The sequence below is a fragment of the Pseudomonas sp. 29 genome (assembly GCF_002754355.1).
In the GTDB taxonomy this organism is placed as follows: Bacteria; Pseudomonadota; Gammaproteobacteria; order Pseudomonadales; family Pseudomonadaceae; genus Aquipseudomonas; species Aquipseudomonas neuropathica.
On sequence record NZ_PEEY01000001.1, the window covers coordinates 3,370,369 to 3,395,847 of the forward strand.

A 25,479-nucleotide genomic window follows, 5' to 3' on the forward strand; every position below is an offset into this window, starting at 1 on the left:
ATGGCTGAACGTCTGAATAACGACTTCCAGTTCATCGATGTCGGGCGCAAAGATCCGAAGAAGAAACTGTTGCGTCAACGCAAGAAAGAGTTCGTCGAAATCTACGAACCGTTCAAACCCCAGCAGTCGGCCGATCAGGCCCACCGCTGCCTGGGTTGCGGCAACCCGTATTGCGAATGGAAGTGCCCGGTGCACAACTTCATTCCCAACTGGCTGAAGCTGGTGGCCGAAGGCAACATTCTTCAGGCCGCCGAGCTGTCGCACCAGACCAACACCCTGCCGGAAGTCTGCGGCCGGGTGTGTCCGCAGGATCGTCTGTGCGAGGGTGCCTGCACCCTTAACGACGGTTTCGGCGCGGTGACCATCGGTTCGGTCGAGAAGTACATCACCGACACCGCGTTCGCCATGGGCTGGCGCCCGGACATGTCCAAGGTCAAACCGACCGGCAAACGTGTCGCCATCATCGGCGCGGGCCCGGCGGGTCTGGGTTGTGCCGACGTGCTGGTACGCGGCGGCGTGACCCCGGTGGTGTTCGACAAGAACCCGGAAATCGGCGGTCTGCTGACCTTCGGCATCCCCGAGTTCAAGCTGGAAAAGACCGTGCTGAGCAATCGTCGCGAAGTCTTCACCGGCATGGGCATCGAGTTCCGTCTGAATACCGAAGTCGGCAAAGACGTGACCATGGAACAACTGCTCGCCGAATACGATGCGGTGTTCATGGGCATGGGCACCTACACCTACATGAAGGGCGGTTTTGCCGGTGAGGATCTGCCGGGCGTTTATGACGCGCTGGACTTCCTGATCGCTAACGTCAATCGCAACCTGGGCTTTGAAAAGTCGCCGGAAGATTTCGTCGACATGAAAGGCAAGAAGGTTGTGGTACTCGGCGGCGGCGACACGGCGATGGACTGCAACCGCACGTCGATCCGTCAGGGTGCCAAGTCGGTGACCTGTGCCTATCGTCGTGACGAAGCGAACATGCCCGGCTCGCGCAAAGAGGTGAAGAACGCCAAGGAAGAAGGCGTGAAATTCCTCTACAACCGCCAGCCGATCGCTATCGTCGGTGAGGACAAGGTCGAAGGCGTGAAAGTGGTCGAGACCCGTCTCGGCGAACCGGACGCCCGTGGCCGTCGCAGCCCTGAGCCGATCCCGGGTTCCGAAGAGATCATCCCGGCTGATGCCGTGGTCATCGCCTTCGGTTTCCGCCCGAGCCCGGCGCCGTGGTTCGAACAGTTCGAAATCCAGACCGACAGCCAGGGCCGCGTTGTTGCGCCTGAGCAAGGTCAGTACAAGCACCAGACCAGCAACCCGAAAATCTTTGCCGGTGGCGACATGGTGCGCGGTTCCGACCTGGTGGTGACGGCGATCTTCGAAGGCCGCAACGCCGCCGAAGGGATCCTCGATTACCTGGGCGTCTGATCCCGGCTCCTGAGCCAAAGCAACACCCCTGTGGGAGCGAGCTTGCTCGCGAAAGCGGTCTGTCAGCCAACTGTAATGTTGGATGTGCCGGCCCTTTCGCGAGCAGGCTCGCTCCCACAGTTGTTTCTCGGTGTTGCTGATAACGCGTTTCCAGCGCAATAAATTGACCCGATAGACAAAAGGCTGACCTGCATCCGTGCCTTTTGCGTCGCGCTCTGAGAAAATGCCCGCACTTTTTTTCCGGATGCCGACATGACTGCCCTGAAGAACGACCGTTTCCTCCGCGCCCTGCTCAAGCAACCCGTAGACGTCACCCCGGTGTGGATGATGCGTCAGGCCGGTCGCTACCTGCCTGAGTACCGCGCCAGCCGCGCCCAGGCCGGTGATTTCATGAGCCTGTGCATGAATCCGGAATTCGCCTGCGAAGTCACGATGCAACCGCTCGACCGTTATCCACAACTGGACGCGGCGATCCTGTTTTCCGACATCCTCACCATCCCTGATGCCATGGGCCAAGGCCTGTACTTCGAGACCGGTGAAGGCCCGCGCTTCAAAAAAGTCGTCAGCAGCCTGGCTGACATCGAGGCCCTGCCGATCCCAGATCCGCACAAAGACCTCGGCTATGTGATGGACGCGGTCAGCACCATTCGTCGCGAACTCAACGGTCGCGTGCCGCTGATCGGTTTCTCCGGCAGCCCGTGGACCCTGGCGACCTATATGGTCGAAGGCGGCTCGTCAAAAGACTTCCGCAAGACCAAAGCCATGCTCTACGACAACCCACAAGCCATGCACCTGCTGCTGGATAAACTGGCGCAGTCGGTGACCTCGTACCTCAACGGCCAGATCATGGCTGGCGCGCAAGCGGTGCAGATTTTCGACACCTGGGGCGGCAACCTGTCGGCGGCGGCGTATCAGGAGTTCTCGCTGGCCTACATGAAGAAAATCGTCAGCGGCCTGATCCGCGAACACGACGGTCGCAAGGTGCCGGTGATCCTCTTCACCAAAAACGGCGGCCTGTGGCTGGAAAGCATCGCCGAGGCTGGTGCCGACGCACTGGGCCTGGACTGGACCTGCGACATCGGCAACGCCCGCGCCCGCGTTGGCGACAAGGTTGCACTGCAAGGCAACATGGACCCAACCGTGCTCTACGCCAAACCGGAAGCGATCCGCACTGAAGTCGGACGCATTCTGGCCAGCTATGGCAAGGGCAGTGGCCATGTGTTCAACCTGGGTCACGGCATCACGCCTGAGGTTGATCCGGAACATGCCGGTGCGTTTCTGCGGGCGGTGCATGAGCTGTCGGCGCAGTATCACGAGTGATCGCCACACCCTAAAAAACGCCCGGCTAAATGCCGGGCGTTTTTGTGTGCGATGACTTTAGTGACCGAGAAGTTGTTCGGCGAAGCGCGCGATGATGTGGTCGAAGGGCTTTTGATCTGAAACTCTGGCAGCTCGAATCACACCGACGAGACGGGCAAGGTCTTCATTGCTGGCACTAGTAATGAACTCATCATCGAACAGCCTACGGATGGTGTCTCGACGCCGATTGGTGAGATAGGCAATGTCGAGTGCCAGTATTTCAATCATCTTGGCTGCGGGCAGGTCAGCAGAATCTGCTGGTTGTATTTCGCCATTCTGAAGGTATCTGAAGCGCAATTCGCATTGATCACTCAGCGGGGAAATATGTAACGTCTCTTCGAACCAGTTTCCTTTGCGATGTCCACAATGCAGCGGATTGCCGGGCTTGGTTTCGCGCAGGCAGGAAGCGAAGAGATTTTGATAGTCCAGCGCCAAATCTTCGAAGTCTTCCTGAGGCCTGAAGTGTTCGATGTGGCTGGTGGCCGCTTCTATCTCTCTACCGCAGTAGCAACAAAGAAAACCTTGCTCCTGTAACAGGACTGCGTGCAGATCTCTCTTTTGCGGGTTCTGCAGGGTTGGATACGTCGGAGCCCAGTCATCGTTCGCCGTGTTTTTCCAGTCCGTAAATGAAGCAGGTTCAGTTCCTTTGAGCACTCGCTTCATTTGCCGAGAATCTCCTTGCGCCTGATCAAGGCTTCAGCTCCTGCGAACTCTGGAAGGTCAGGGGCTTTTTTCTTCAGCGCAGCAAGTTGCGATTTGGCCTTTTCCAAATCGTTATCTGCCAGCGCGGAAAAAAGATCTGACAGTTCTTGTTGGATCTCTGGTTCTCGCTGAGCAACTCCCATAACTTCTTCTAGCACACTGCTCGAGTCCAAGCCGTAGGTTACCCGCGGATGAGATGGGTCACCATTGTTCAGTACCATTACCTCCTCGGGCCTGAGGCTGCCAATGATCTGGGGCGAGTGGCTGGCTGCAATGAACTGGACGTTGGGGAACGCCTGCTTCAAAGCCAGTGCAATGCTTCGCTGCCAAGCGGGATGAAGGTGTATATCCAACTCATCGATGATTATCACACCTGAAGTTCTGGTTAGAACCTGCATACCCATGTGTGGGTTAAGAATGCACATGCGTCGGGCGATGTCCGCAAACAACGCGACCATGCTTCGTTGTCCGTCGCTGAGTTCATTGAATGGAACAGTTTTTCCTCCATGGAGGTCGATTAGCAGACTTTGTAATCTTAGGTCGTAACGCAAATCTCTGGCTTCAGGCAATGCGACCTGAATCGCGGCATTCACCCACGCTAACTCATCGGTATCAGTAGGAACGGCTCCTGACTCCAATAGGTTTTGCATCCGATCCAACGTTCGTCCAATTAACCAGGTTTCGAAGTCTTTTAGATCCGTGACCGCGTCCTGCCAGTTCGAGTACCCGTCATAACGGGAGACCTTTTGTTGCGCAGCAGACTCGGCGGAAACCCCCGCGCCCTTCCAGCGACGATTCGATCGGTAGAAAGCAAGTACCGGTAAATCGGTCTGCTCCTGTCGGTTCAGTTTGCTCGTCAGCTCAAAAATCTCATCAGCAACATTGGTATCCGTTAGGTGAGGGGACTCGAACGTGTGTCTGATGATCTTCCATTCAGAGGCACCAAGCAGTTTTCCTTTGGCCTCTATCAAGTGTGGGAATTTCCGCTCAAAGCGGGAGCGACCTTCAAATCGATCAATAACAAACCGGACGTTTTCGTCATTTACCTTCAGATTGCCCAAGGTCATTGCGACGCCGAACTCATGAAAGGATGCTGCTATTGCCTGCAGCAAAGAAGTCTTCCCGCTCCCATTAACCCCCACAACCAGATTGAACCCAGGCTGAAAGTCGAACGTAGCATCTTCGTAGCAACGAAAATTCTTAATGTGGAGACGGTCCAGGCGCATTCTGGCTTCCCTTTACCAAAGCAGACGAATGCCGTCAGTGTACCTTGGCCCGTGATTACCGCTAGGGCGCAGTTGTCGCTAAACCTTTGCGGCACCCGGGAGCGGCGGCAACTTCGCCAGCTTCAACGCCACCAGCAGCGCAATCAGCAACAGCGCACCAATAAACAGGCCTATGCCATTCCAGCCGCCGAGATGCCAGAACACCCCGCCCGCCGTGCCTGCAATGCTCGATCCTGCGTAATAGCTGAACAGGTACAACGACGAGGCCTGCCCCTTTGCCTTCGTCGCGCGTCGACCGATCCAGCTACTAGCCACCGAATGCGCGCCAAAGAAGCCAAAGGTGAAAATCAGCATGCCGATGATCACCAGCAACAACGGCGTAAACATCGTCAACGCTAGACCCGCAAACATCAGAGCAATCGTCGCCCACAGCACTTTGCGTCGCCCCAGTTTGTCTGCCAGCGAGCCAATCTTCGCCGAGCTGTAGATCCCCGACAGATACACCACCGACAGCAAGCCCACGAACACCTGATCGAGGTTGTACGGTGCGGCCAGCAAGCGATAGCCGATGTAGTTGAACAGCGTGACGAACGCGCCCATCAGCACGAACGCCTCAAGAAACAGCAGCGGCAGACCGGCATCACGAAAGTGCATGGTGAAACCGTCGAGCAAACTGCGTGGGTGCAGTGAGCGCGAACGGAAGTTGCGCGACTCCGGAAGGATCTTCCAGAACACCGCTGCGGCAATCATCGCCAGACCGCCGATCACCAGCATCGCCGTGTGCCAGCTGACAAAGTCGATCAGTACTCCGGTGATCAAGCGCCCGCTCATCCCGCCAATCGCGTTGCCGCCGATGTACAACCCCATCGCCAGGCCGATGTGCTGTGGATGAATCTCTTCGCTCAGATAAGTCATTGCCACCGCCGCCAGCCCGCTCAGTGATAGCCCGATCAGCGCACGCATGATCAGCACGCCTTCCCAGCTCGGCATCATCGCGCTGGCCATGGTGCACAGCGCTGCTGCGAACAGCGCAGTCACCATCACCGGTTTGCGCCCGACCCGATCGGAAATCGGCCCGGTGATCAGCAGGCCGATGGCGAGCATGCCGGTGGCCACCGAGAGGATCAGGCTGCTCTGCGCGGCGTTGATTCCGTATTCTTGGGACAACAGCGGCATCATTGGCTGCACGCAATACAGCAGGGCAAACGTCGCAAAACCGCCGCTGAACAGCGCCAGCACCGTGCGCATGAACATCGGCGTGCCTTTTTCGATGTAGATCTCTTGCAGCTCGGCGACGACATCGTCCGCAGCGGCGGGCGGGACTTCATGGGCAAGGGGCGCGACAGCAGTTTTCACTTCAGACCTCGGAGGGCACGGCCAGGCAGGCAATGAAAAAATCATATAGCTGGCTAATGTTTCTATCCAATATATTGTTCGACCTGTTTGATAGCTTTAACGACCTAATGAGGTTTCCATGGAATTGCGTCATCTGCGCTACTTCATCGCCGTTGCCGAAGAGCTGCATTTTGGCCGTGCCGCACAAGTGCTGGGGATTTCTCAGCCACCACTGAGCCAGCAGATTCAGGCGCTGGAGCAAGAGGTTGGCGCGCGGCTGTTCGAACGCACCAATCGTCGGGTCGAGCTGAGCGAGGCGGGGCGATTGTTTCTGGAGGAGGCGCGGCTGGTGCTGGCGCAGGTCGATAAGGCAGCTGACGTTGCGCGACGTGCGCAACTCGGGGAATTGGGGGAATTGAAGATTGGTTTCACCTCTTCAGCGCCGTTCAACTCAACCATTCCCCAGGCGATCTTTGCCTTTCGCCAGCGTTTTCCGGCGGTGCACCTCAACCTTCGCGAGATGAGTAGCACGCAGGTTGCCGAGGGCCTGGTGGACGAGTCGATCGAGGTCGGCATCATGCGCCCGCTGGGGTTGCCGGATTCGCTCAGCGTGGTCGAGTTGATGCGTGAGCCGCTGGTCGCCGTGCTCGGCTCCAAGCATCCGTTGGCGCAAGGCAGTGAAGAAGGACTGTTCCTCTCGGCGCTGGCGCTGGAGCCGTTCGTGTTCTTTCCGCGCAGTTACGGCAGCGGGCTGTATGCGCAATTGCTGAGCCTGGCGCGCGATGCCGGGTTCAGCCCGCACTTCGCCCAAGAGGCGGGGGAAGCGATGACCATCATCGGTCTGGTCGCAGCGGGGTTGGGGGTTTCGGTGCTGCCGGCGTCCTATCAGCGGATGCGCATCGACGGCGTGGTCTACCGACCGTTGCTCGATCCGGAAGCGGTGTCTGCGGTGTGGCTGGTGCAGCGCAAGGATCAGAAGTCACCAATGGCCAAGGCTTTCGTAGATTTGCTCACGCGCAAGGTCGAACCTTCAAAGGCGTGATTGCTGCGCAATCAAATCGCGAGCAGGCTCACTCCCACAGGGGAACGCATTCCAAGGTGGGAGCGAGCCTGCTCGCGAAGACGTCCGCTCAATCAACACAATGTTCATGGCAACCGCACCAAATCCCCCTTCAACGCCACCCGCGTGACAAATATCCCCGCCCGGCACTCGTAGGTATTCAAGTCCTTGCGCACATGCTGGTCGTAGTAACTGACGATATTGACCACTGCATTCGCCCCGACCCGCTTGGCATCGGCCTGCAGCTTGATCAGATTCGACTGCAACACCCACTCGCAGGAGTTGTGGTCGCTCTTGTTGAACCCATTGGTCTTCAAATCACTGACCACCCCCCGGCGCAGTAACTGCTGAGTGCCCTGCGGCCCATTGCCGAGCAAATAGAACTTCACACTGCCATCCAGCCGTCCGGCGCGAATCGCGTCCGACAGCACGGTTTCGAAGGGCATGTACATCAGGTTGGTGGCTTGGCTGGCGCTGGGCAGTAGCGCGAGAAGCGCAGCGGCGATCAGGGCTTTCACTTGCATGGTCATCTCCTTGACGGTGAAAGAGAACCGCGAGTGCAGGGCTGATAGGCTCGCCGTTCCATCAGGCGCGGTGCGACGGCCTGTCCGGACGAGTGTAGAGCTGAAATGAGCAGGGCGCCGAATGGTGCCCTTGTGGCGAGAAAATTTATCTTCGCTTGATCGCGGATTTGAGGTGATTGCGATCTGGACTACACAAGGTCAGTGCATTCCCTACGAAAACTTCAGAAGTGAGTGCCTTGTGTGAATAACCTAAGGACGTTAATTTTCTTAACGCCAGAAATCATCAAGAAAAAACATGATCGAAAAATTCACGAACTGGGACTCAATCGATTATTTGAAAACTGAAGAGGACTTGGTGACCTATCTTGAGATTTGCCTGGATGAAGCAGGGGGAGATCTTCGGTTCATCGCCAAAGTGCATGGGACGATTGCCCGTGCCCGCCTCAGGATGTTGGGCAACGCCCCAAAATGTTCCCGCAAGGGGCTTGTGAGACTCTGAGGATTCTGGGTGACCAGCTATCGCAGAGCCAGACAGGTAATCGGCGATGACAAGCCAACCTGTTTGTGAAAGGGCGCCGAATGGCGCCCTTTGTCGTTTCTACAATCCCATCAATCCACGTGCGCCAAATCTCCGCGCAACGCCACGCTCGACACCACCAGCCCGGCACGGCACTGGAATTTTTCGGTGTCCTTGTACAGGTCGCGCTGGTCGACGCTGGCGATGTTGATCACCGCGTTGGCGTCAGCTTTTTTTGCGGCGTTCTGCAGGGTGGCCAAGGCCGATTGCAGGGCCCAGAAGCAGGCGTCTTCGTCGGATTTGTTCGAGCCGTTGGTCTTGCGGCTGCTGCTCACGGTGTCGAGTTTGCGCACTTGCTTGGGCAGCGTTTCGCCGGCCAGGTAGAACTTCACGCTGCCGTCGAGCAGGCCGGCGTCGGTGGCGCGTTTGACGCCTTCGCGAAAGCTCAGGTAAGTCGGCTCGTCGGCGCCCTGTTTGATGATGCCCAAGCTGTTGACGGCTTCGATGTCCGGGTTGATCGACAGCTCTTTGAGCACGTTGTCGCGCAGGCGATTGACCCAGCGGTTGTAGTTGCCGTGGATCTTGCCGTCCTTGGCATCGAGGCCGTAGCTGCTGCGGTAGTCGATTTCGAACGAAGTCGGGGTGAACGGAATATCGACTTCGGCGTGATGGCGACCGCGTACGGTGATCGCCGCTTTGATCATGCCCGGACGTACCGATTGCACGACCCACTGGCGATCGTTCAGCGCAGTGACGATGGCGCGGCTCATCTGTTGCTGGGTGAAGCCGAGGTTGGGCGAGAACTCTTCCTTGGCGTTGTAAACCGGTTTGCTGGTGCAACCGCCGAGCACAAAAGCCAGTGCCAACAGAGCGGCGATGCGGTGAAACTGAGTCATTCCCTTCACTCCAAACGTGGTGCGGTCAGTGCCAGCGGCGGAAAATCAACGAGGTGTTGACGCCACCAAAAGCGAAATTGTTGTTCATCACGTAGTCGTGATGCATCTGGCGGAATTCGCCGCGCAGGTAATCGAGTTTGCCGCAGTGCGGATCGACCTCGTCGAGGTTGAACGTGTGCACGTACAGGTCGCGGTTCATCATCTCGATGCTGAACCACGACTCCAGCGCGCCGCAGGCGCCGAGGGTGTGGCCGAGGAAACTCTTCTGCGAACTGATCGGCATGCGTTCACCGAACAAACTGCTGGTTGCCAGTGTTTCGGCAATGTCGCCCTGTTCTGTAGCGGTGCCGTGGCCATTTACATAACCGATGGCCTCCGGCGTCAGGCCGGCGTCTTCCAGCGCCAGTTCCATGGCACGGCGCATGGTCACTTGTTCCGGGCGTGTGGTGTGCTGGCCGTCGGCGTTACTGCCGAAACCGACGATCTCGGCGTGGATATGCGCACCGCGCGCCAGAGCATGTTCCAGCTCTTCAAGCACCAGCATGCCGCCGCCTTCACCGATCACCAAGCCATCGCGGCCCTTGTCGTACGGGCGTGGACTGGTCTGCGGCGCATCGTTTTTCAGGCTGGTGGCGTAGAGCGCGTCGAAGACCATGGCTTCGGTCGGGCACAACTCTTCGGCGCCACCGGCGAGCATCAACGGCAGGCGGCCGAACTTGATCGCCTCGTAGGCGTAACCGATGCCCTGGCTGCCGCTGGTGCAGGCGCTGGACGTCGGGATCAAACGACCGGTCAGGCCGAAGAATATGCTGATATTCGCCGCCGTGGTGTGCGGCATCATCCGCACGTAGGAGTTGGCGTTGAGGCCTTCGGCGACAGAGTTGAGCAGCATGTTGCCGAACGCTTTGATCTCGTCGGTGCTGCCGGTGGACGAACCGCAAGCCACGCCCATTCTGCCGTCCTTGATCGATTCGTCACCGAGCAAACCGGCGTCAGCCAGGGCTTTTTCTGCTGCGCCGACCGCCAGCCGCGACACCCGGCCCATGCTGCGCAGTTGCTTGCGCGTCCAGTGCGCAGGCACTGCAAAGTCATCGATCGGCCCGGCCAGGCGCGTGTTGAGTTCGCTGAAACGATCCCACTCGTCCATCCGGCGGATGCCGCTGCGATTGGCCGCAAAGTTGCCGGCGATGGTCTGCCAGTCGCTGCCCAGCGAGGTGATGCCGGCCATGCCGGTGACGACGACGCGCTTCATCAGCACAAGCCTCCGTTGACCGCCAGCACCTGGCGGGTGATGTACGAGGCTTCCGCCGACATCAGGAAATTCACCGCACTGGCCACCTCTTCCGGGGTGCCCATGCGTTGCGCGGGGATCATCTTCATCAACTCTTCCACCGGCACGTTTTCATCCAGCATCGCCGTGTCGATCAGGCCCGGTGCGACGCAGTTAACGGTGATTTTGCGCTTGCCCAGCTCGATCGCCAACGCCTTTGCCGCGCCGATCACGCCGGCCTTAGAGGCGCTGTAGTTGACCTGGCCACGGTTGCCGATCAGCCCCGACACCGAGGTGATGCAGACAATGCGACCAGCGGCACGGCGGCGGATCATCGGCATCATCACCGGGTGCAGGACGTTGTAGAAACCGTCAAGGTTAGTGCGCAACACCACGTCCCAATCGTCGTCACTCAGAGCTGGAAATGCGCCATCGCGGGTCAGCCCGGCATTCAACACCACGCCGTAATAGGCGCCGTGGCTTTCGACGTCGGCTTCCAGAATGGTTTTGCAGGTTTCGCGATCGGCAACGTCGAATTGCAGGATGCGCGCCTTGCGCCCCAGTGCTTCGATTTCTGCGTGAACGCCTTGCGCTTCGGCTACGCCGCTGCGGCAGTGCAGGACGATGTCGTACCCGGCCTTTGCGAGGCGCAAGGCAATGGCGCGGCCGATGCCACGGCTGGAGCCGGTGACCAGTACGGATTCAGTCATGGTTCGACTCCTGTGTCTGTTGCAGATATTGATTGACCTGAGGCGGACGGAACACGTTCAGGCGTGCGCTGGCGTGAATGCCGGCGCCGTTGATATGGCATTCGAAGACGCCCATGCCGTTGTCATCTTCCAGCGAACGCAGACCATGGATGGTCAGTTCGCTGCCGGCGGGAAACGCTTCGACGTTGCACTCGAACTTGCGCGTACCGAGCAGAAAGCCCAGCTCCACCGGATTGCCTTTCTGCCGCGCGTGGCAACCGGCAAATGCGGCGACGCTCTGCGCCATCAGTTCGATGCCGACCCAGGCCGGCAGGCTGCCGTCGGGCAGGTTGAACAGGCCATCAGGCTGGACCGTGAGACGGGTGTAGATCTGCTCATCGTCAAAACTTGTGATGCTGTCGATCAGAATCATGTCGCCCGCATGGGGCAGCAGTTCGGCGAGCGGCCAGGGGATCATGGGGCGTCTCCGATAATCAGGCTGACGTTGTTGCCGCCGAAGGCAAACGAGTTGCTCATCAGGTAGCGGGGTGCAATGGACGTCAGGCGCTCGCTCGCGGTCACCCACTTCAGCGGTGGCAGCGCAGGATCGGGCTGAGCGTCCCAGACGTGTGGCGGCAAGGCGTGGTCGGTGTTGTCGGTGCTCAGGCTCAACCAGCAAAACGCTGCTTCCAGCGCACCGGCCGCGCCAAGGGTGTGGCCGGTCATCGGCTTGGTCGATGAACACGCCACGCCTGCGGGGAACAGCGCGGCAACCGCCAGGCTTTCCATGGCGTCGTTGTGTTGGGTAGCGGTGCCGTGCAGGTTCAGGTAGTTGATCTGCGCTGCTTGCAGATGAGCGCGGCTCAAGGCTTTCTGCATCGCTTGCAGGGCGCCGCGCCCGGTCGGTTCAGGGGCAGAAATATGATGGGCGTCGGAGCTGGCGCCGGCGCCGAGCAAGGCAATGGCTGGGCCTTTGCCCTGTTGTTTGCTCATGACAAACAGCACCGCCGCTTCGCCGATATTGATGCCGCTGCGGTTGGCCGAGAACGGATTGCAGCGCTCGTCGGACATCGCTTCAAGTGACGAGAAACCGTTGAGGGTCAGTTTGCACAGGCTGTCGACGCCGCCACACAGCACCGCGTCGCACAGGCCCAGATCGAGCAAACGCTGAGCGCTCATCAAGGCACGGGCGCTGGAAGTGCAAGCGGTGGAAATCACATAGGCCGGGCCGCTCAGTTGCAGCCAGTCGGCGAGGAAGTTGGCCGGGGCGCCGAGTTCCTGTTGACGATAATCGTATTCCGCCGGGAACTGCTGCTCGCGGATGTAGTGCGCCAGACCTCGACTGGCCTCGTCGATGCCCGAAGTGCTGGTGCCGAGGACCACCCCGATGCGCTCACGGCCGAAGGTCTGGATCGCTTGATCGATGTCATCGCGAATCTGCAACGCCGCTTCCAGCAACAGCTGATTGTTGCGGCTGCGCTGATCGGCGAGTTCTGCCGGGATCGGCGCCAGTTCGCCCTGGACGGCCGCGACGGGCAACTCACGCTCCGCCACCCAGCCGGACTCGCGGCGCATGCCCGAGCAGTCGCCGGCGAACAGGTTGCGCGCGACGGCTTGTTTGTCGCGGCCCAGCGCGCAGATCACGCCGAGGGCATTCAGGTAAGCGGTCATGGCGTCGGTTCACCCAACGGAGAAACGCGGTAGTGCGGGCCTTGAGGCAGGTTCAATTCGAAGCTCAACGGTTGTGAATAACGGATATCCCAGCGCGCCGGCAGGGCGCGTTGCTGGCCCTGTTGCAGTGCGGCGGGGTAATTGCGCAGCAGCTCGCCCGACGGGGTCAGGGCGAACAACAGCGCGGCAAACAGCTCTCGGGCTTCTGGGTTCGGTGGCAGCAGCCCATCGGCCTGCCAGTGGCCGTCGATCAGTTGCTGCCGCGCTTGGGGAATGCCCAGCGGGTCCATCATCGACCAGCGGATACCCGGGCCTTCGCGCTGGATCACCAGCAGCCAGTCCTGGCGTTGTTCGGCTTTTTGGCGTTCGATGTGCAGTTGCAGAGGCAGCGGGAGTGTTGGATTGCCCGCAGGCAACGGCGCCTGGCTGGCGCAGGCACTTAACAGAAATATTGCGCCGACCATCACCAGTCGCAACACAGCGGTCACTGTAGGAGTGAGCCTGCTCGCGATAGCGGTCGCACATTCAACATACAGGTTGGCTGACCCACCGCTATCGCGAGCAGGCTCACTCCTACAAGGATTTGTGTACATCAGGAAACCTCTGCCAGCGGTTTACGCGCGACAACGTTGACCAACGTCTCTTCTCGCTCACCAAACGGTTTCGGTTTGCGCAACCCGAACCGTTCCAGCAAGCCAAAATCTTTCGACCGGCTCCACCACAAATACGGGTAGGAAACATTGCCCTCGCCAAATTCGAAACCCTGCCCGCGAATCATCTGCAGATACTGCGCCGCACTCTTTTGCACGTGCATCGGATGACGGAACAGCCAGCGGATCACCCACGTATCAATGTAAGCCTCGGTGGACTCGGCGAACAGCAGATAGCCACCCGGTTTCAGCACTCGATAAAACTCGGCGAGGGCTTTTTCCTGCTCGACCAGATGATGGAAAGTCTGATGACAGAACAGCAGATCAACACTGGCGTCCGCCACATTGAGCGTCGCGCAGTCACTGCCGATCAGTTCCACCTCCAGATCCAGACGCGCCGCTTCTGCGCCGCTCAATTCAAGGCTGTGCGGGTCGGCATCAACGCCGATCAGGCGCTGTGGCGCAAAGGTCTGGCGCAGATGAGCGAACGACTTGCCCTGTCCGCAACCAGCATCCAGCAGCACCGGGCTTTCCGGCAGAGCGTCACTAAACAAACCACGCAAATCATTGATCGCCACGCGCAAGACGTGGTGCTGCCAGGTGTGGCTGCGCAGGAACCAGAAACCGAAGCGGGTTTCCTCGACGTAGCTGTCGCTCAAGTAGTTCATGTGGCGTCCTTTGCACAGAGTTCGGAAATCATCTTCAAGCGGCGACGCGCTTCGCTGACGAACGGGTTGCGCTCATCCCAGGCGTAGCCGGCGAGGATCGAACAGATCATCCGACGGATTTCCGCCTGACTGTCTTCATAAAAAATCACGTCCTGAAAGGTGCCGGCGTACCAGCCCTCGACGTAGCAGCGAAAGGTGTCGACGCCGCGCTTGAGTGGCTCGGCAAATTCGCCTTGCCAGTCGACCGTTTCACCTTGCAACTGACGGTGCAGCACCGCTGCGGCCATGCTCGCCGAGCGCATGGCGATGGTCACGCCGGAGGAGAACACCGGGTCGAGAAATTCTGCCGCGTTGCCGAGCAAGGCAAAGCCCGGCCCGTGCAGGGTTTTCACGTTGGCGGCGTAACCGCCGAGCGTGCGTGCAGGGGTGTCCCACACAGCATTGTTCAGAACGCCGGCGAGGCTCGGGGTTTCGGCGATGAAGCTGCGCAGACAGGCATCCAGATCGCTGTCGCGACCCTTGAAATGTTCCTCGGCGGCGACCACGCCCACCGAGCAGCGTCCATTACTGAACGGGATCGTCCAGAACCAGACATCGCGATGCTCTGGATGGGTGGTGACGAGGATTTTCTCGCGGTCGAACGCCGGGTTGTCGATGTGATCTTCGACGTGGGTGAACACCGCTTGGCGCACCGGGAAGTTCGACGGCGCTTCCAGATCCAGCAGTCGCGACAGCACACGACCGTAGCCGCTGGCATCAAGGACGAAATCCGCTTCGACGCGATAGTCGCCGCCGTCCTCGCGACGTACATTCAGCTGCGGTTTCGTCCGCTCGAAATCGACGCTGACGATGGCGTCACCGTAGCGGATTTCCGCGCCTTGCAGCGCCGCCTGATCAGCCAGCAGTTTGTCAAAATCGGCGCGCTGCACCTGAAACGTGGTCGGTTTGCCGCCGGTAAAGGTGTCACCGAAATCGAAGGCGCTGTAACGCTCGCCCCAGGCGAATGCGGCGCCGGTCTTGCGCTGGAATCCGGCGGCATTGACGGCGTCGAGCATGCCGGCTTCTTCGACGAAATCCAGACAATGGCTGAGCAGGCTTTCACCGATCGAAAAGCGCGGAAAGTGCTGGCGCTCGATCACCAGTACATCGTGGCCCTTGCGCTTGAGCAGCGCGGCGGCGATGGCGCCGGACGGACCGGCGCCGATGATCACGACCTGACGGGATTCCATTTCAACGATTGGCACGTGAGCTCCGGGGCAAAGGATGTTGCAGATTCAATGGCGCGCGATGCAGGCCGATCAGGGCCGGTAGCAGCGTCGCGATCAGGCCCATCAGCATCAGCGCGAAGTACAGCGCCGGGGTGATGAGCTGTTGTTGCAAGAGCAGATTGAGAAAGACGATTTCGCTCAGGCCGCGAATATTCAGCAGCACACTTTCGCGCCAGCGGCTGGCGCCTTCGAACGAGGCGCCGGCCCAGCCGAGGCCGAGCCAGTTGCCGAGCAGTTTACTGGCAATCGGCAACAGCAGCAGCGCCGCCCATTGCAGCGGACCAAGGCTGGAGAGCGCACTGTGCACGTCGATCCGGACGATGCCGAACGTCAGAATCAGCGGGATCGCCAGCCACGTCTGCAAACGGCTCATCCAGCGCGCCGGCAATGGCAGTACCAGCGGCACTTTCAGCGCGGCCATGCATAGCAGGTAGCCGATGCCGAAGATCAGCGCGTTGAGTTTGTAGTGCTCGGCCATCACCAACAGCGCAAAGAAGCCGAGGCTGTAGGTCAGCGGTCGACGCGCACGCAACAGATGCAACAGCAACGGCACCAGGGCGAGAGCCAGCGGCAGCAGCAGACTGCTCAGATGCAGACTGCCCTGGGCGAGGCCGAACAGCGTCCAGCAGGTCAGATCGATGAGGATCGCGGTCTGCACCAACCGGCGAGTGGCGGTGGGCGGATAATCGATGTGGCGCAGATACAGGTACAGCACCGGGATCGCGGTGATCGCGAACACCAGACCGATGGCCAGCGAGTTGAGCCACGGTTGCGTCGGCAGCAGCCAATAGGCAGCGGCCAGGCCACAGGCAAACGGCACGAGGAAACTCGGCACGGCGATTTTCACGCTCTGGCGATCGAGTTTCAGATCGATCACATCACTGAGGATATGCCCGAGCAGCAGGGCAAAACTCAGGCTGTAGAGGTTTTTCAGCCAGTCAGGCGCAATCAGTTGCGCGCCACTGAGCTGCCAGCCCGGCTCGATCCAGAAGTACATCAGCAGCGGCAAGCCGAAGCTCGCCAGCAGCAACTGACTGACAATCGGAATCAGACCGAAGTGGCGCCCGATGCGAGTGGCCACGGCGAACAACGCCAGGGCCATGAACCAGAAGGCGACGACCATCATGCTGCCGGCTCCACGACTGTCGCGGTGTGTTCGTGACGCCCCGCCCACGGTGCGAGCATGAAGCTGAACGCCAGACCGAGGCTCACCGACAGACCGAAGTTGCTCACCGCCGGCGTGCTGGAAACCGCCAGCAAACCGAACGACAGCCACGTCGTCACAGCCGCCAGCAGGGTGCCGAGCAGGCTCACCGCCGCGCCGCCGACTTGTTCACGCATGAGAATCGCGTAATCAACGCTGATCGCCGTCACTAGCAGCAAGCCGAACAGGCTAAACAGGGTCAGCGGCTGACCAAGCCAGCCAAGGCTGGCCAGGCTGCACAGTGCAGCGAGCAGAGGCAGGGCGACAATGCGCAGCGCGCCGCCGAGACCAAAGGGCAGCATCAGCACCAGCACGATCAGTGCGCAGGAGGCGAGTTTCAGTTCTGCGGCGCTGATTTGCGTCGCCGCAAAGACTTCATTCAACTCACCGAGGCGATCGACCAGCGTCACCCCCGGCAAATCCAGCGCCTGCACGCGCAACAGTGCCGGGTTGTTCAGGCCTTGCAGACTGGTCATTGCCGCTACGCCGTCTTCGCTGGGGCCAAGCCAGAGCGTGCGATAAGGCTCACCAAGGGGACCGGCCAGTGCCGCGTCGATGTCTTCGGCGGGCACGGCCTGCAATTGCTGTAGTTCGGTTTGCAGCGCGGCGAGCGGTACGCCGAGGTCGAGCAGTGGCTGCCAGTATTGCGGCAGTTTGTTCAGTGCCTGACGTACCTGTTCTTGCTGGTTCGGTGGGCTGACCAGTCGATCGAGGGCCAGATAGCCTTGCAGCTTGTCGAGGTTGACCAGTTGCTCCAGACGCTCGCTCAGCGCGGCCTGACGCTCGAGCAATTGCTGCTGATTGTCGGCGCGCACGAGGAAAAACTGGCTGGTCGGCTGATAGCCGGTGATGCGCGCGATGGCCTGCGCTTCGTCGGTCAGATGTTGTGGTGCGCCGACCCATTGGCGGATGTCATTCTTGCTTTGCAGCTGCACCAGACCGCCCACACAGAAGGCGATCAGTAGTGCCAGCAACACCGGCGTGCGTACGCGTTCGAGGAGTTTTTCGCGCAGGTTGACCATGCGCTCGGCCAGATGCAGCGGCCATTGCGCGGGGCGTAGTTCGACGTTTTTCAGCAACGCCGGCAACAGGCACACCGCCGACAAATAGGCGCCGAGCAAGCCAGCGGCGGAGAACACTGCGATTTGCGTCAACGCCGGGAACGGCGTCCACGCCAGTGCCAGATAACCGATGGCGCTGGTGATCAGGCTCAGGGTCAGCCCGGACAGCGTCAAACGCAACGCCGGCCAACTGCGCCAAGGCTTCAGGCTCCAACTCTTCGACAAATAGTGCAGCGGATAATCCACGGCCACGCCGATCAGGCTGGAGCCGAGCACCAGCGTCATCACATGCATGTGGCCGAACAGCGCCACACACGCCACCGCACCGAACAACATGCCGACCAGCACCGGCACGAACGCCAGCAACACGCGCCAGCGGCGGAAAGCGAGCAACAGCAGCAAGAGAATGCCGACCGTCGCACCACCACCGACCCAGGTCATTTCGCGCGTGGCTTGCTGCTGACCATTGGCCGCGTAGAGCAAGCCGCTGGCGGCCAGCAATTGCACGTCGGATTTCGCCGCCTGCTCGCGGCTGGCTTGCAGCAATGCCGCGACTTGCAGCGGCAGGTCCATGTCGAAAGCATTGCCGGTGGTGCGTGCACGCAGCAGCACCCAGCTCTTGCCGTCCGCATCGGCAATCAACGCGCCGCTGCCGATGTCCAGTTGCACCGAACCGTGCTGCGGCTGGCTGTTCTGAATGCGCCCGGTCAGGCCCAGCCAGTCATCCTGACTCGGCACCAGACTGAAACCGCTGAACGGATCGAACAGGGCCTGCACGCGTTGTTGAATGAATGCGTCTGGGTGTTCGATCAGCAGTTGCCGGTCATCCGCCGAGAGCATCGCCAGTCGCCCTTGCAGCAGTTGTGTGCGCAGCGCTGGCAGGTCTGCTTGCAGGTTCCACTGCACCTTTTCGAACAACCCGCTGGCCTGCCATTGCTCGCCCAGCGTCTGCGCCATGGCCACCGCTAGCTGGCGGTCGGCGTGGCCGACCAGCACCAGCATTTCGCGGTTGAGCGGTTCCTGCATGCGCTGCTCGGCGCGCTGTTCGAGGGCGTCGGGGTGGGTGCCGGGCACCAGTTCCATCAGGTTCGCCGACAATGGCGCACCGTCACGCCACTGCCAACCGGCCAGAGCGACGACCGCCAGCAGCAGAATCAGAAACAGCCAGGGCAGCCTGCGTTCACTCGGCAAAGTCATGTTGCTCCGCGTCGTTCAACGGTTGCCCGGCGGTGCTGTCCTGCATGCGCAGCACGGTGCTGTCGCCCTGGGTTTCCAGCAGTTCGATGGTTTGCACCAGCGTGCCGCCGTCGATATTGATCTGGTTGAACACTTGCTTGAGCAGCAGCGAGCGCGGGGTCAGCGTGAGTTTCCACTGCTGTGCATCGCCGCTCAGGGCCAGTTCGAAATCGCGCTGCAGGCCACTGCTGTCGCCTTGCAGCACGGCGAGGAACAAGCGGTTCTGCTCGGCCCCGGCGCTCTTGTTCGGCAGCAGTTGCCAGCCGTTGCCGTCACGCCGGGCGATGCCCTTGGCGGTGATGCGGTAGTCCTGTTGCAGCGGGGTCTTCAGCAGCCAGAGCAGGCCGTGGTTTTTCGCCAGAACAAAACTGCCCTTGCTGATCAGCGGCTGCGGTAATGCACGCAGGTGTTTTTCCTGAATGAACTGACCGTGGATCACGTCCGGTTTCGCCAGTTGCTCGCTCAGTTGTTGCAGGTCGAAGGCGTTGGCCAGAGAGGACATCACCAGTAGCGCCAGTACACTCAAGCCTTTAACAAAAGCATTCATCGCAGCATCCTTTCCACGGCATCGGTGAAGACCTTCGGCGAAGCCAGTTGCATCTCGCGGCTGCTGACTTCCACTGCCACTTGCACCGAGCTGGCGCGAGTCAGGCGTTCGCCGCTGTGCAGGTCGGTGATCAGGTAATTGATCTTCAGACGGTTTTCCCATTCGACCAGACTGGCGCGCACATTCAGGCGCTGACCGAACACCGCGCCACGCACGTAGCGCAGTTGCAGGTCGATGATCGGCCAGGCATAACCGGCCTCGACCATGTGCGTGTAGTTGTGGCCGATCTTGTCGAGCAGCGCGCAACGCGCCACTTCGAGGTATTTGACGTAATGGCCGTGCCAGACGACGTGCATGGTGTCGACGTCGAAAAACGGTACGAGGATTTCCGTGTCGGCGTGAAGCACTCCGGCGCTACGCATGCAGCCTCCAGTGTTGAGCGGCGATGCGTTGCAGGCACAGACGCAGCTCGCCTTCCAGGGCGCGGTCTTCGATCACCGGCGGGAAATCCTTGGCCAGTTCTACGTGCATCGCCGCCAGCGATGGCGGCAACGGTCGCGCGTCTTCGGCCTGAGCGCGCAGCCACACGCCTTGGTTGGCGGCGAGCAGGGTGGCGGCGGCGACTTGTTCGGTCAGCTCCAGCACACGGATCGCATCGCGGGCGGCGATGGTGCCCATGCTGACTTTGTCCTGGTTGTGGCACTCGGTGGAACGCGAGAACACGCTGGCCGGCATGGTGTTTTTCAATGCTTCGGCGGTCCAGGCGCTGGTGCCGATCTGCACGGCTTTGAAGCCATGATTGATCATGGCGCGATCCGCCGGAGCACCGGAGAGGTTGCTCGGCAGACCGTGGTTGTAACGCTCATCCACCAGCAAGGCGAGTTGCCGATCGAGCAGATCGGCGACGTTGGCCACCAGGTTTTTCAGGCTGTCCATGGCGAACGCGATGTGGCCGCCGTAGAAGTGCCCACCGTGCAGCACACGCTCGGCTTCGGCGTCGATGATCGGGTTGTCGTTGGCGCTGTTCAGTTCGGTTTCGATGAATGAACGCAGCCAGTTCAGGCTATCGGCCAATACGCCGAGCACGTGCGGGGCGCAGCGCAGCGAGTAGCGATCCTGCAGGCGATGCAGCGGCGCGGTCGGCGCGTCGATCGCCAGATCCTTGCGCAGCCACGCGGCGACCTGCATTTGCCCTGGATGTGGTTTGGCGGCGAACAGACGTTCGTCGAAGTGCTCCGGATTGCCTTGCAGCGCGACCACGTTAAACGCGGTGATGCGCGTGGCCAGTTGCAACAGATAGTCGGCACGGGCGAAAGCGAGGCAGGCGAGACCGGTCATTACGGCGGTGCCGTTCATCAGCGCCAGCGCTTCTTTCGGGCGCAGTACCAGCGGTGTCCAGCCGAGTTCACGATGCACATCGGCAGACTGGCGACGTTCGCTACGGAACATTACTTCACGTTCACCGGACAGCGTTGCAGCGACGTAGGACAGCGGCGTCAGATCACCGCTGGCGCCGACCGAGCCTTCTTCAGGGATCAGCGGCAGGATGTCGTATTCGAGGAACGCGTGCAGACGCTCCAGCAACTCCACGCGCACCCCGGAGACGCCATGGCACAACGACTGCAAACGCGCCGCCAACACCGCGCGGGTGGCTTGCGCGTCGAGCAGGTTACCCAGCCCGCAACCGTGGAAGGTGTAGAGGTGACGCGGCAGGGCCTCTACGTGATGCAGCGGCACCGCGACCACGCAGGAATCGCCGTAACCGGTGGTCACGCCGTAGATCACGCCTTCCTTGTCCAGCAGCGAATCGAGGAACCGCGCGCCCTTGGCGATGCGCTCGCGATAGTCGGCGTCGCTCTGCAATTGCACGGGCGCCTGACGGTTGGCCAGGGCCAGCACGTCTTCGATGCGCAAAGGGCGTTCGCCGAAGGTTACCGGCTCATGGGTTGGCGTCGTCATCGGTCTTCCAGAAAGGGTAAAAGTTGAACCATTGTTGCGGCGCTTCGAGGCAATAGTGACTCAGGCGCTGCGCATAGCGGGTGGCCCACTGATGAATGACCTGCTCGCGCTCGCTGCGCTTCCACACCACGGCATCGGCGAAGGGCTCGAGAGTCAGGCGATAGTGGCCGTCCGGTTGCTTGAGGCACATCAACAGGTTGACCGGGCATTTGAGCAGGCCGGCGAGCAGCCACGGCCCTTGCGGGAACGGCGCCGGATGGCCGAGGAAATCGACGGTCACACTGCGCCCGCCATGCAGCGGCACGCGGTCGCCGGCAATCGCCAGCCACTCACCGCGCTCCAGGCGTTCGTGCAGTTGCAGCATGATCACCGGGTCGAGTTCGCTGACCTGAATCAGGCGCAGATTGGTCGCCCCGGCCTCGCCCAGCAAACGGTTGAATTGCTCGGCGTGCTTGGTGTGTACCAGCACGTTCATGGTGACCTTTTCGCCGATCTCCGCCAGTGCGCGACAGACTTCCAGATTGCCCAGGTGCGCGCCGACCAGCAGTTGTCCGCGAATGCCTCGCAACTGATTGCGCAGCAGGGCCGGGTCGATGATTTCGATTTGTTCGATACGCAGTTTGCCGTTCCACACGTCGAGCTTGTCGAGCATCGAATCGGCGAATGCCATGAACTGGCCGAACACCCGCCAATGCGTCGGGCGCAACACGTCGCGCTGACTCCATGCGGCCAGGCGTTGCTGGTATTGCCAGGCGCTGTGTCGCGCGGTGCGGCCAAACAGGAAGAAGTACAGGACGATGCCGTACAGCAACGGGCTGAGCAGGCGTCGGCCCAGGACCTTGGCGGCGAACGCGGTGAATTTCATCAGCAGGAAGCTGCCGCGCTCTTCGCGGTCAGCCCAGTGCTTTTTGTCGGCTTCGCCGGTCATGTTCGCCACCGCCGCCAGAGGATCACCGGGAAGCGCAGCAACATGCCGAGAAACAGCCGTGTGTGCATGCTGGAAATCAGTGCGTTGTCATGGAACAGACGGAAGTGCGACACACCGTCCAGCGGATAATGCACGCTGGTTTGCAGCCAGCGCATCGGCTGATTGCGCCACGACAGGCGCACGAGAATGTCCGAGTCGAAATCCATGCGCTTGCCGACTTTCGCCGAATCGATCACCGCCAGCGTCGGGGCCAGCGGATAGACGCGGAAACCACACATTGAATCGCGGATCTGCAGCGACAGCGTGTTGATCCAGACCATCACGTGGGTCAGGTAGCGCGCGTACAAACGACCTTTCGGCACGCTTTCGTCGAACAGCGGATAACCGCAGATCATCGCCTCGGGATGAGCGCGGGACTCGGCGACAAAACGCTCCACATCGTGCAAGTCGTGCTGGCCGTCGGCATCGACCTGCAGCGCATGGCTGAAACCCAATAACGAGGCTTCGCGCAAACCGGTCATCACCGCGCCGCCCTTGCCCTGATTCGCGGTCAGGCGTACCAGATGCACGTTGTCGCGCTCGGCCAGTGCGTCGAGCACTTTCGCGCAGGACGGGCTGCTGGCGTCGTCCACCAGAATGCACGGCAGTCCTTGCGCGAGCAGAGCCTCGACCACGGTGCCGATCGCAGTTTCATGGTTATAAACCGGGATCACGGCACAAGGATTATGCATACGTTTTCTCCACTGGAAGACCGCGATCCCTGTAGGAGTGAGCCTGCTCGCGATTGAGTGCGCAGCACTCACCAAGGTCAACCATGCTCTACACCCAAAAGAATCCGCCCACTGGAACAGGTCGCCGTGTCATTGCGATAAGCGAAATACAATTTGCCGCGCTCCGGATCAAAGCGCAGGTGCAGCTGAATTTCATCCCCAGGCCGCACCAGTTGCTGAAACTTCAGCACTTCCATGCCGGCAAACGGACCGGTCAGGTTGAGCAGTTGGCGACCGAGGTTCAGTGCCCATTCCACCTGCACCACGCCCGGCAGGACCGGGGCTTTGGGGAAGTGGCCGCTGAAATAGGCCAGGTCCGGGGGCACGCTCAGTTGCAGGCTCCACTCGCCAGTGGTCTCGATTTGTTCCAGCACTTCGGGGGCTTTCGCTCGCGGCGCCATCAGCAGCGCTTCGATATCGGCCTGCGGCAGTTTGCCTTGGCTGTTCAACGGTAATTGCCGCACCAGCCGCCAACGTCGCGGTAAAGCCAGGGCTTCACAGTGTTGGCGCAAATGCTGGCGCAGGGTTTCGGTCAGGCTGCGGCGACCGTGCTCACGCAAGGCAAACAGGCCGGCCTCGCTGAGCACCAGTAGAGCACCGAGAGAGGCGCGATTTTCCTGGACCACGCCCAAGCGCGCTTCGGCGACCCAGTCGTGGTCAACCAAGGCTTGCTCAAGCATGGGCAGCGAGATGCGTTTTTCTTCGAGTTTGACGATCCGGTCCAGCCGTCCGAGCAGTTCGAAGCGGCCATCGATGCCGATGCGCGCGGCGTCAGCGGTGTGCTCGACGTGCCCGGCAGGCAAGTAAGGTGAGGCGATCAGCAGGGCGCCGTCGCTGTCCTGGCTCAGTTGGACACCGGCGAACGGTTGCCACAGTAGTTGGCCCTGACGCCAGGCAATGCCGCCGGTTTCCGAGCTGCCGAGGATTTCCGTCGGCCATTGTTGCAAGCGTTGTTGCAGACTTTGCGCAGCTTCGACCGGCAACGCACCGCCGGAGGAAAACACCCGGCGCACGGCGCTCAGGGCCGGCCAGTCGAGGTTGTCGCCCATGCGTTTGAGTAACGCCGGGCTGGCCACCCACGCAAAGGCTGGATGTTCGCGGCTGGCACGCTGCAAGTCTTCGGGGAACGCCAGTTGCTTGCGCACAAACGGGCGCCCGGCACACAGCGGCCACAGCACGCGAAACAGCAAACCGTAAATATGCTGGGTGGCGACGCTGCCGATGATGCAGGCCTCACCGAGATCCGCGCCCCACAACTGTTCCAGTGCTTCGACCTCGTTGGCCAGTTGGCGCAGGGTTTTGTCGATGCGCTTGGGCTCGCCGCTGGAGCCGGACGTGCACAGGCTCAGACGGCACTGGTCGAGGTCCAGTGCGGCGCCTGCTAGCGGCGGCTGCTGAACGTCGCTCAGTTGCGCGTCATCGGCTTGATCCGTCAGCCACAGATCGACCTCAGCCGACCAGCGCTGGCGGGTTTGCGCTTGCAGGTCCGAGGGCAGCAGAACACTCACGCCTGCACGCCATGCACCCAGCAAGGCGATGGCCAGTTCGGCGGCATCTTCCAGGTGCACAGCCAGACGTTTCACGCCTTGCGCTTGCAGACCGGCGGCAACGCTCAGCGCCTGCTCGCACAGTTGCGCATGTTCGAGAGCCGGTGCGTGGCTGATGGCCCGCGCCGGCACAGGCTTGAGCAACAGCTGCTCAAGTTTTATCCAGTTCATGTACGGCCTCTTACCCGTTGTCGTATCAGCCATTCAATGGCAAACATCAGGCCGATCAATCCATAGGAGATCAGGCCGGTGTACAACATCCACCAATTCAGCGGCGCCCACAGGGTCAGCAGGGCGGCGCATAAACCGTTGCAGAAGAAAAACACGCTCCAGGCCACGGTGACCTTGCGCGTATAGCGAATCGCAATATCCGGTAGTTCTGGCTCACGCAAGCGCGCCAGGCGCTCGACCATCGGCGGGCCGTATTTCAGGCTCAGGCTGAACAGCACTAGCATGAAGCCGCTGATCAGCACCGGGTACCAACGCAGCAACAGCGGACTGTCGAACAGCGCCAGCAGCAGGCAAAAGGCGATCGCCACACAGGCCATCCACAGGCTGCCGGGTTTGCGCTCGCCAGTCAGTGCCCGCGCCAGCCAAAGGCTGCCCAGCAGCAGACCGAACTGCCACGGGGCAAAATGCTCCATGCCGAAATACACCGCAAAGGGGTACAGCAGACCGGCCAGCAGCAGGCCCAGGCCGATCAATCGGCTCATGCGGCCGGTTGAACCAGACGGTAGACCGCCTCGACCACGTCGCCGACGGTGCGCACCGATTTGAATTCTTCGGCGGCGATTTTCTTGCCGGTCTGGCGTTTGATGTGATCGATCAGATCGACCGCGTCGATGCTGTCGATTTCCAGATCCTGATACAGGTTGGAGTCCAGGCTCACACGGGCCGGATCCAGTTCGAACAGCTCGACCAAGGCATCGCGCAGGGTGTTGAAAATATCGTCACGAGTTTGCATGGTCCGGTC

At 60.7% G+C, this 25,479-nt stretch carries 26 protein-coding genes; 4 read left to right on the forward strand and 22 right to left on the reverse strand.

The genetic code is table 11. The features are described from left to right. Positions 1 to 1,419 (forward strand): glutamate synthase small subunit GltD family protein, encoded by a 1,419-nt coding sequence (locus tag CLU80_RS15670; protein WP_007909438.1) that lies wholly within the window; start codon positions 1 to 3, stop codon positions 1,417 to 1,419. A gap of 252 nt (positions 1,420 to 1,671) precedes the next feature. Then, entirely contained in the window at positions 1,672 to 2,739 is a 1,068-nt protein-coding gene (gene hemE, locus CLU80_RS15675) for a uroporphyrinogen decarboxylase (RefSeq protein WP_099757780.1), read from the forward strand. 57 nt (positions 2,740 to 2,796) lie between these two features. Here hemE and CLU80_RS15680 read toward each other — a convergent pair whose 3' ends face one another. The 3 genes from CLU80_RS15680 to CLU80_RS15690 all read right to left on the reverse strand — a co-directional run bounded on the left by CLU80_RS15680 (position 2,797) and on the right by CLU80_RS15690 (position 6,062). Next, the gene (locus CLU80_RS15680; RefSeq protein WP_099757781.1) at positions 2,797 to 3,441 is read right to left on the reverse strand and encodes a retron system putative HNH endonuclease; all 645 of its coding nucleotides are present in this window, start codon (positions 3,439 to 3,441) and stop codon (positions 2,797 to 2,799) included. Continuing rightward, complete coding sequence (locus CLU80_RS15685; RefSeq protein WP_099757782.1) at positions 3,438 to 4,706, reverse strand: AAA family ATPase; 1,269 nt, start codon at positions 4,704 to 4,706, stop codon at positions 3,438 to 3,440. The genes CLU80_RS15680 and CLU80_RS15685 overlap by 4 nt, the downstream gene beginning before the upstream one ends. Positions 4,707 to 4,784: 78 nt before the next feature. Then, entirely contained in the window at positions 4,785 to 6,062 is a 1,278-nt protein-coding gene (locus CLU80_RS15690; RefSeq protein ID WP_099757783.1) for an MFS transporter, read from the reverse strand. 118 nt (positions 6,063 to 6,180) lie between these two features. Here CLU80_RS15690 and CLU80_RS15695 point away from each other — a divergent pair, with 118 nt between their 5' ends. Beyond that, a complete protein-coding gene (locus tag CLU80_RS15695) occupies positions 6,181 to 7,083 on the forward strand; it encodes a LysR family transcriptional regulator (RefSeq protein WP_099757784.1) in 903 nt (300 codons plus the stop codon). A gap of 104 nt (positions 7,084 to 7,187) precedes the next feature. Here the strand turns inward: CLU80_RS15695 and CLU80_RS15700 are convergent, their stop codons facing one another. After that, positions 7,188 to 7,625, reverse strand: coding sequence for an excinuclease (locus tag CLU80_RS15700; protein WP_093430086.1), 438 nt, complete (start codon positions 7,623 to 7,625; stop codon positions 7,188 to 7,190). 295 nt (positions 7,626 to 7,920) lie between these two features. Here CLU80_RS15700 and CLU80_RS15705 point away from each other — a divergent pair, with 295 nt between their 5' ends. Then, positions 7,921 to 8,124, forward strand: coding sequence for a helix-turn-helix domain-containing transcriptional regulator (locus CLU80_RS15705; protein WP_093430087.1), 204 nt, complete (start codon positions 7,921 to 7,923; stop codon positions 8,122 to 8,124). A gap of 110 nt (positions 8,125 to 8,234) precedes the next feature. Here the strand turns inward: CLU80_RS15705 and CLU80_RS15710 are convergent, their stop codons facing one another. The 18 genes from CLU80_RS15710 to CLU80_RS15795 all read right to left on the reverse strand — a co-directional run bounded on the left by CLU80_RS15710 (position 8,235) and on the right by CLU80_RS15795 (position 25,470). Beyond that, positions 8,235 to 9,038, reverse strand: a complete 804-nt coding sequence (locus CLU80_RS15710; RefSeq protein WP_093430088.1) for a hypothetical protein — start codon at positions 9,036 to 9,038, stop codon at positions 8,235 to 8,237. 25 nt (positions 9,039 to 9,063) lie between these two features. Beyond that, positions 9,064 to 10,290, reverse strand: a complete 1,227-nt coding sequence (locus tag CLU80_RS15715; protein ID WP_093430089.1) for a beta-ketoacyl-ACP synthase — start codon at positions 10,288 to 10,290, stop codon at positions 9,064 to 9,066. Then, a complete protein-coding gene (gene fabG / locus CLU80_RS15720) occupies positions 10,290 to 11,018 on the reverse strand; it encodes a 3-oxoacyl-ACP reductase FabG (RefSeq protein WP_099757785.1) in 729 nt (242 codons plus the stop codon). Before fabG ends, CLU80_RS15715 begins: the two co-directional genes overlap by 1 nt. Next, the gene (locus tag CLU80_RS15725; protein WP_099757786.1) at positions 11,011 to 11,475 is read right to left on the reverse strand and encodes a hotdog family protein; all 465 of its coding nucleotides are present in this window, start codon (positions 11,473 to 11,475) and stop codon (positions 11,011 to 11,013) included. Before CLU80_RS15725 ends, fabG begins: the two co-directional genes overlap by 8 nt. Further along, entirely contained in the window at positions 11,472 to 12,668 is a 1,197-nt protein-coding gene (locus CLU80_RS15730; protein ID WP_099757787.1) for a beta-ketoacyl-[acyl-carrier-protein] synthase family protein, read from the reverse strand. The genes CLU80_RS15725 and CLU80_RS15730 overlap by 4 nt, the downstream gene beginning before the upstream one ends. After that, on the reverse strand, positions 12,665 to 13,132 hold the full coding sequence (locus CLU80_RS15735) for a hypothetical protein (protein ID WP_427120007.1): 468 nt from the start codon (positions 13,130 to 13,132) through the stop codon (positions 12,665 to 12,667). Before CLU80_RS15735 ends, CLU80_RS15730 begins: the two co-directional genes overlap by 4 nt. A gap of 128 nt (positions 13,133 to 13,260) precedes the next feature. Further along, positions 13,261 to 13,986 carry a class I SAM-dependent methyltransferase gene (locus CLU80_RS15740; protein WP_099757788.1) on the reverse strand — a complete coding sequence of 242 codons (726 nt, stop codon included), beginning with the start codon at positions 13,984 to 13,986 and terminating at the stop codon, positions 13,261 to 13,263. After that, positions 13,983 to 15,230: an NAD(P)/FAD-dependent oxidoreductase gene (locus CLU80_RS15745; RefSeq protein WP_093430094.1), complete on the reverse strand. Its 1,248-nt coding sequence runs from the start codon at positions 15,228 to 15,230 to the stop codon at positions 13,983 to 13,985. Before CLU80_RS15745 ends, CLU80_RS15740 begins: the two co-directional genes overlap by 4 nt. Next, positions 15,217 to 16,380 (reverse strand): cation:proton antiporter, encoded by a 1,164-nt coding sequence (locus CLU80_RS15750; protein ID WP_099757789.1) that lies wholly within the window; start codon positions 16,378 to 16,380, stop codon positions 15,217 to 15,219. Before CLU80_RS15750 ends, CLU80_RS15745 begins: the two co-directional genes overlap by 14 nt. Further along, positions 16,377 to 18,716 carry an MMPL family transporter gene (locus CLU80_RS15755; RefSeq protein WP_099757790.1) on the reverse strand — a complete coding sequence of 780 codons (2,340 nt, stop codon included), beginning with the start codon at positions 18,714 to 18,716 and terminating at the stop codon, positions 16,377 to 16,379. Before CLU80_RS15755 ends, CLU80_RS15750 begins: the two co-directional genes overlap by 4 nt. Next, the gene (locus tag CLU80_RS15760; RefSeq protein WP_099757791.1) at positions 18,700 to 19,302 is read right to left on the reverse strand and encodes an outer membrane lipoprotein carrier protein LolA; all 603 of its coding nucleotides are present in this window, start codon (positions 19,300 to 19,302) and stop codon (positions 18,700 to 18,702) included. The genes CLU80_RS15755 and CLU80_RS15760 overlap by 17 nt, the downstream gene beginning before the upstream one ends. Continuing rightward, positions 19,299 to 19,724 carry an acyl-CoA thioesterase gene (locus CLU80_RS15765; RefSeq protein WP_095047227.1) on the reverse strand — a complete coding sequence of 142 codons (426 nt, stop codon included), beginning with the start codon at positions 19,722 to 19,724 and terminating at the stop codon, positions 19,299 to 19,301. The genes CLU80_RS15760 and CLU80_RS15765 overlap by 4 nt, the downstream gene beginning before the upstream one ends. Further along, complete coding sequence (locus tag CLU80_RS15770; protein ID WP_099757792.1) at positions 19,717 to 21,261, reverse strand: HAL/PAL/TAL family ammonia-lyase; 1,545 nt, start codon at positions 21,259 to 21,261, stop codon at positions 19,717 to 19,719. The genes CLU80_RS15765 and CLU80_RS15770 overlap by 8 nt, the downstream gene beginning before the upstream one ends. Beyond that, complete coding sequence (locus tag CLU80_RS15775; protein ID WP_099757793.1) at positions 21,242 to 22,189, reverse strand: lysophospholipid acyltransferase family protein; 948 nt, start codon at positions 22,187 to 22,189, stop codon at positions 21,242 to 21,244. The genes CLU80_RS15770 and CLU80_RS15775 overlap by 20 nt, the downstream gene beginning before the upstream one ends. Further along, entirely contained in the window at positions 22,186 to 22,920 is a 735-nt protein-coding gene (locus CLU80_RS15780) for a glycosyltransferase family 2 protein (RefSeq protein WP_099757794.1), read from the reverse strand. The genes CLU80_RS15775 and CLU80_RS15780 overlap by 4 nt, the downstream gene beginning before the upstream one ends. Positions 22,921 to 22,997: 77 nt before the next feature. Beyond that, entirely contained in the window at positions 22,998 to 24,677 is a 1,680-nt protein-coding gene (locus tag CLU80_RS15785; protein ID WP_099757795.1) for an acyl-CoA synthetase family protein, read from the reverse strand. Further along, entirely contained in the window at positions 24,674 to 25,219 is a 546-nt protein-coding gene (locus CLU80_RS15790) for a COG4648 family protein (protein WP_093430103.1), read from the reverse strand. Before CLU80_RS15790 ends, CLU80_RS15785 begins: the two co-directional genes overlap by 4 nt. Next, on the reverse strand, positions 25,216 to 25,470 hold the full coding sequence (locus CLU80_RS15795; protein ID WP_064388843.1) for an acyl carrier protein: 255 nt from the start codon (positions 25,468 to 25,470) through the stop codon (positions 25,216 to 25,218). Before CLU80_RS15795 ends, CLU80_RS15790 begins: the two co-directional genes overlap by 4 nt. Positions 25,471 to 25,479 lie beyond the last annotated feature (9 nt).

Bases quoted from the DNA above. Each gene is read 5' to 3' on its own strand.
- CLU80_RS15670 (WP_007909438.1), top strand. From the start codon at position 1: ATGGCTGAACGTCTGAATAACGACTTCCAGTTCATCGATGTCGGGCGC.
- hemE (WP_099757780.1), top strand. From the start codon at position 1,672: ATGACTGCCCTGAAGAACGACCGTTTCCTCCGCGCCCTGCTCAAGCAA.
- CLU80_RS15680 (WP_099757781.1), bottom strand. From the start codon at position 3,441: ATGAAGCGAGTGCTCAAAGGAACTGAACCTGCTTCATTTACGGACTGG.
- CLU80_RS15685 (WP_099757782.1), bottom strand. From the start codon at position 4,706: ATGCGCCTGGACCGTCTCCACATTAAGAATTTTCGTTGCTACGAAGAT.
- CLU80_RS15695 (WP_099757784.1), top strand. From the start codon at position 6,181: ATGGAATTGCGTCATCTGCGCTACTTCATCGCCGTTGCCGAAGAGCTG.
- CLU80_RS15700 (WP_093430086.1), bottom strand. From the start codon at position 7,625: ATGCAAGTGAAAGCCCTGATCGCCGCTGCGCTTCTCGCGCTACTGCCC.
- CLU80_RS15705 (WP_093430087.1), top strand. From the start codon at position 7,921: ATGATCGAAAAATTCACGAACTGGGACTCAATCGATTATTTGAAAACT.
- CLU80_RS15710 (WP_093430088.1), bottom strand. From the start codon at position 9,038: ATGACTCAGTTTCACCGCATCGCCGCTCTGTTGGCACTGGCTTTTGTG.
- CLU80_RS15715 (WP_093430089.1), bottom strand. From the start codon at position 10,290: ATGAAGCGCGTCGTCGTCACCGGCATGGCCGGCATCACCTCGCTGGGC.
- fabG (WP_099757785.1), bottom strand. From the start codon at position 11,018: ATGACTGAATCCGTACTGGTCACCGGCTCCAGCCGTGGCATCGGCCGC.
- CLU80_RS15725 (WP_099757786.1), bottom strand. From the start codon at position 11,475: ATGATCCCCTGGCCGCTCGCCGAACTGCTGCCCCATGCGGGCGACATG.
- CLU80_RS15730 (WP_099757787.1), bottom strand. From the start codon at position 12,668: ATGACCGCTTACCTGAATGCCCTCGGCGTGATCTGCGCGCTGGGCCGC.
- CLU80_RS15735 (WP_427120007.1), bottom strand. From the start codon at position 13,132: ATGGTCGGCGCAATATTTCTGTTAAGTGCCTGCGCCAGCCAGGCGCCG.
- CLU80_RS15740 (WP_099757788.1), bottom strand. From the start codon at position 13,986: ATGAACTACTTGAGCGACAGCTACGTCGAGGAAACCCGCTTCGGTTTC.
- CLU80_RS15750 (WP_099757789.1), bottom strand. From the start codon at position 16,380: ATGATGGTCGTCGCCTTCTGGTTCATGGCCCTGGCGTTGTTCGCCGTG.
- CLU80_RS15755 (WP_099757790.1), bottom strand. From the start codon at position 18,716: ATGACTTTGCCGAGTGAACGCAGGCTGCCCTGGCTGTTTCTGATTCTG.
- CLU80_RS15760 (WP_099757791.1), bottom strand. From the start codon at position 19,302: ATGAATGCTTTTGTTAAAGGCTTGAGTGTACTGGCGCTACTGGTGATG.
- CLU80_RS15765 (WP_095047227.1), bottom strand. From the start codon at position 19,724: ATGCGTAGCGCCGGAGTGCTTCACGCCGACACGGAAATCCTCGTACCG.
- CLU80_RS15770 (WP_099757792.1), bottom strand. From the start codon at position 21,261: ATGACGACGCCAACCCATGAGCCGGTAACCTTCGGCGAACGCCCTTTG.
- CLU80_RS15775 (WP_099757793.1), bottom strand. From the start codon at position 22,189: ATGACCGGCGAAGCCGACAAAAAGCACTGGGCTGACCGCGAAGAGCGC.
- CLU80_RS15780 (WP_099757794.1), bottom strand. From the start codon at position 22,920: ATGCATAATCCTTGTGCCGTGATCCCGGTTTATAACCATGAAACTGCG.
- CLU80_RS15785 (WP_099757795.1), bottom strand. From the start codon at position 24,677: ATGAACTGGATAAAACTTGAGCAGCTGTTGCTCAAGCCTGTGCCGGCG.
- CLU80_RS15790 (WP_093430103.1), bottom strand. From the start codon at position 25,219: ATGAGCCGATTGATCGGCCTGGGCCTGCTGCTGGCCGGTCTGCTGTAC.
- CLU80_RS15795 (WP_064388843.1), bottom strand. From the start codon at position 25,470: ATGCAAACTCGTGACGATATTTTCAACACCCTGCGCGATGCCTTGGTC.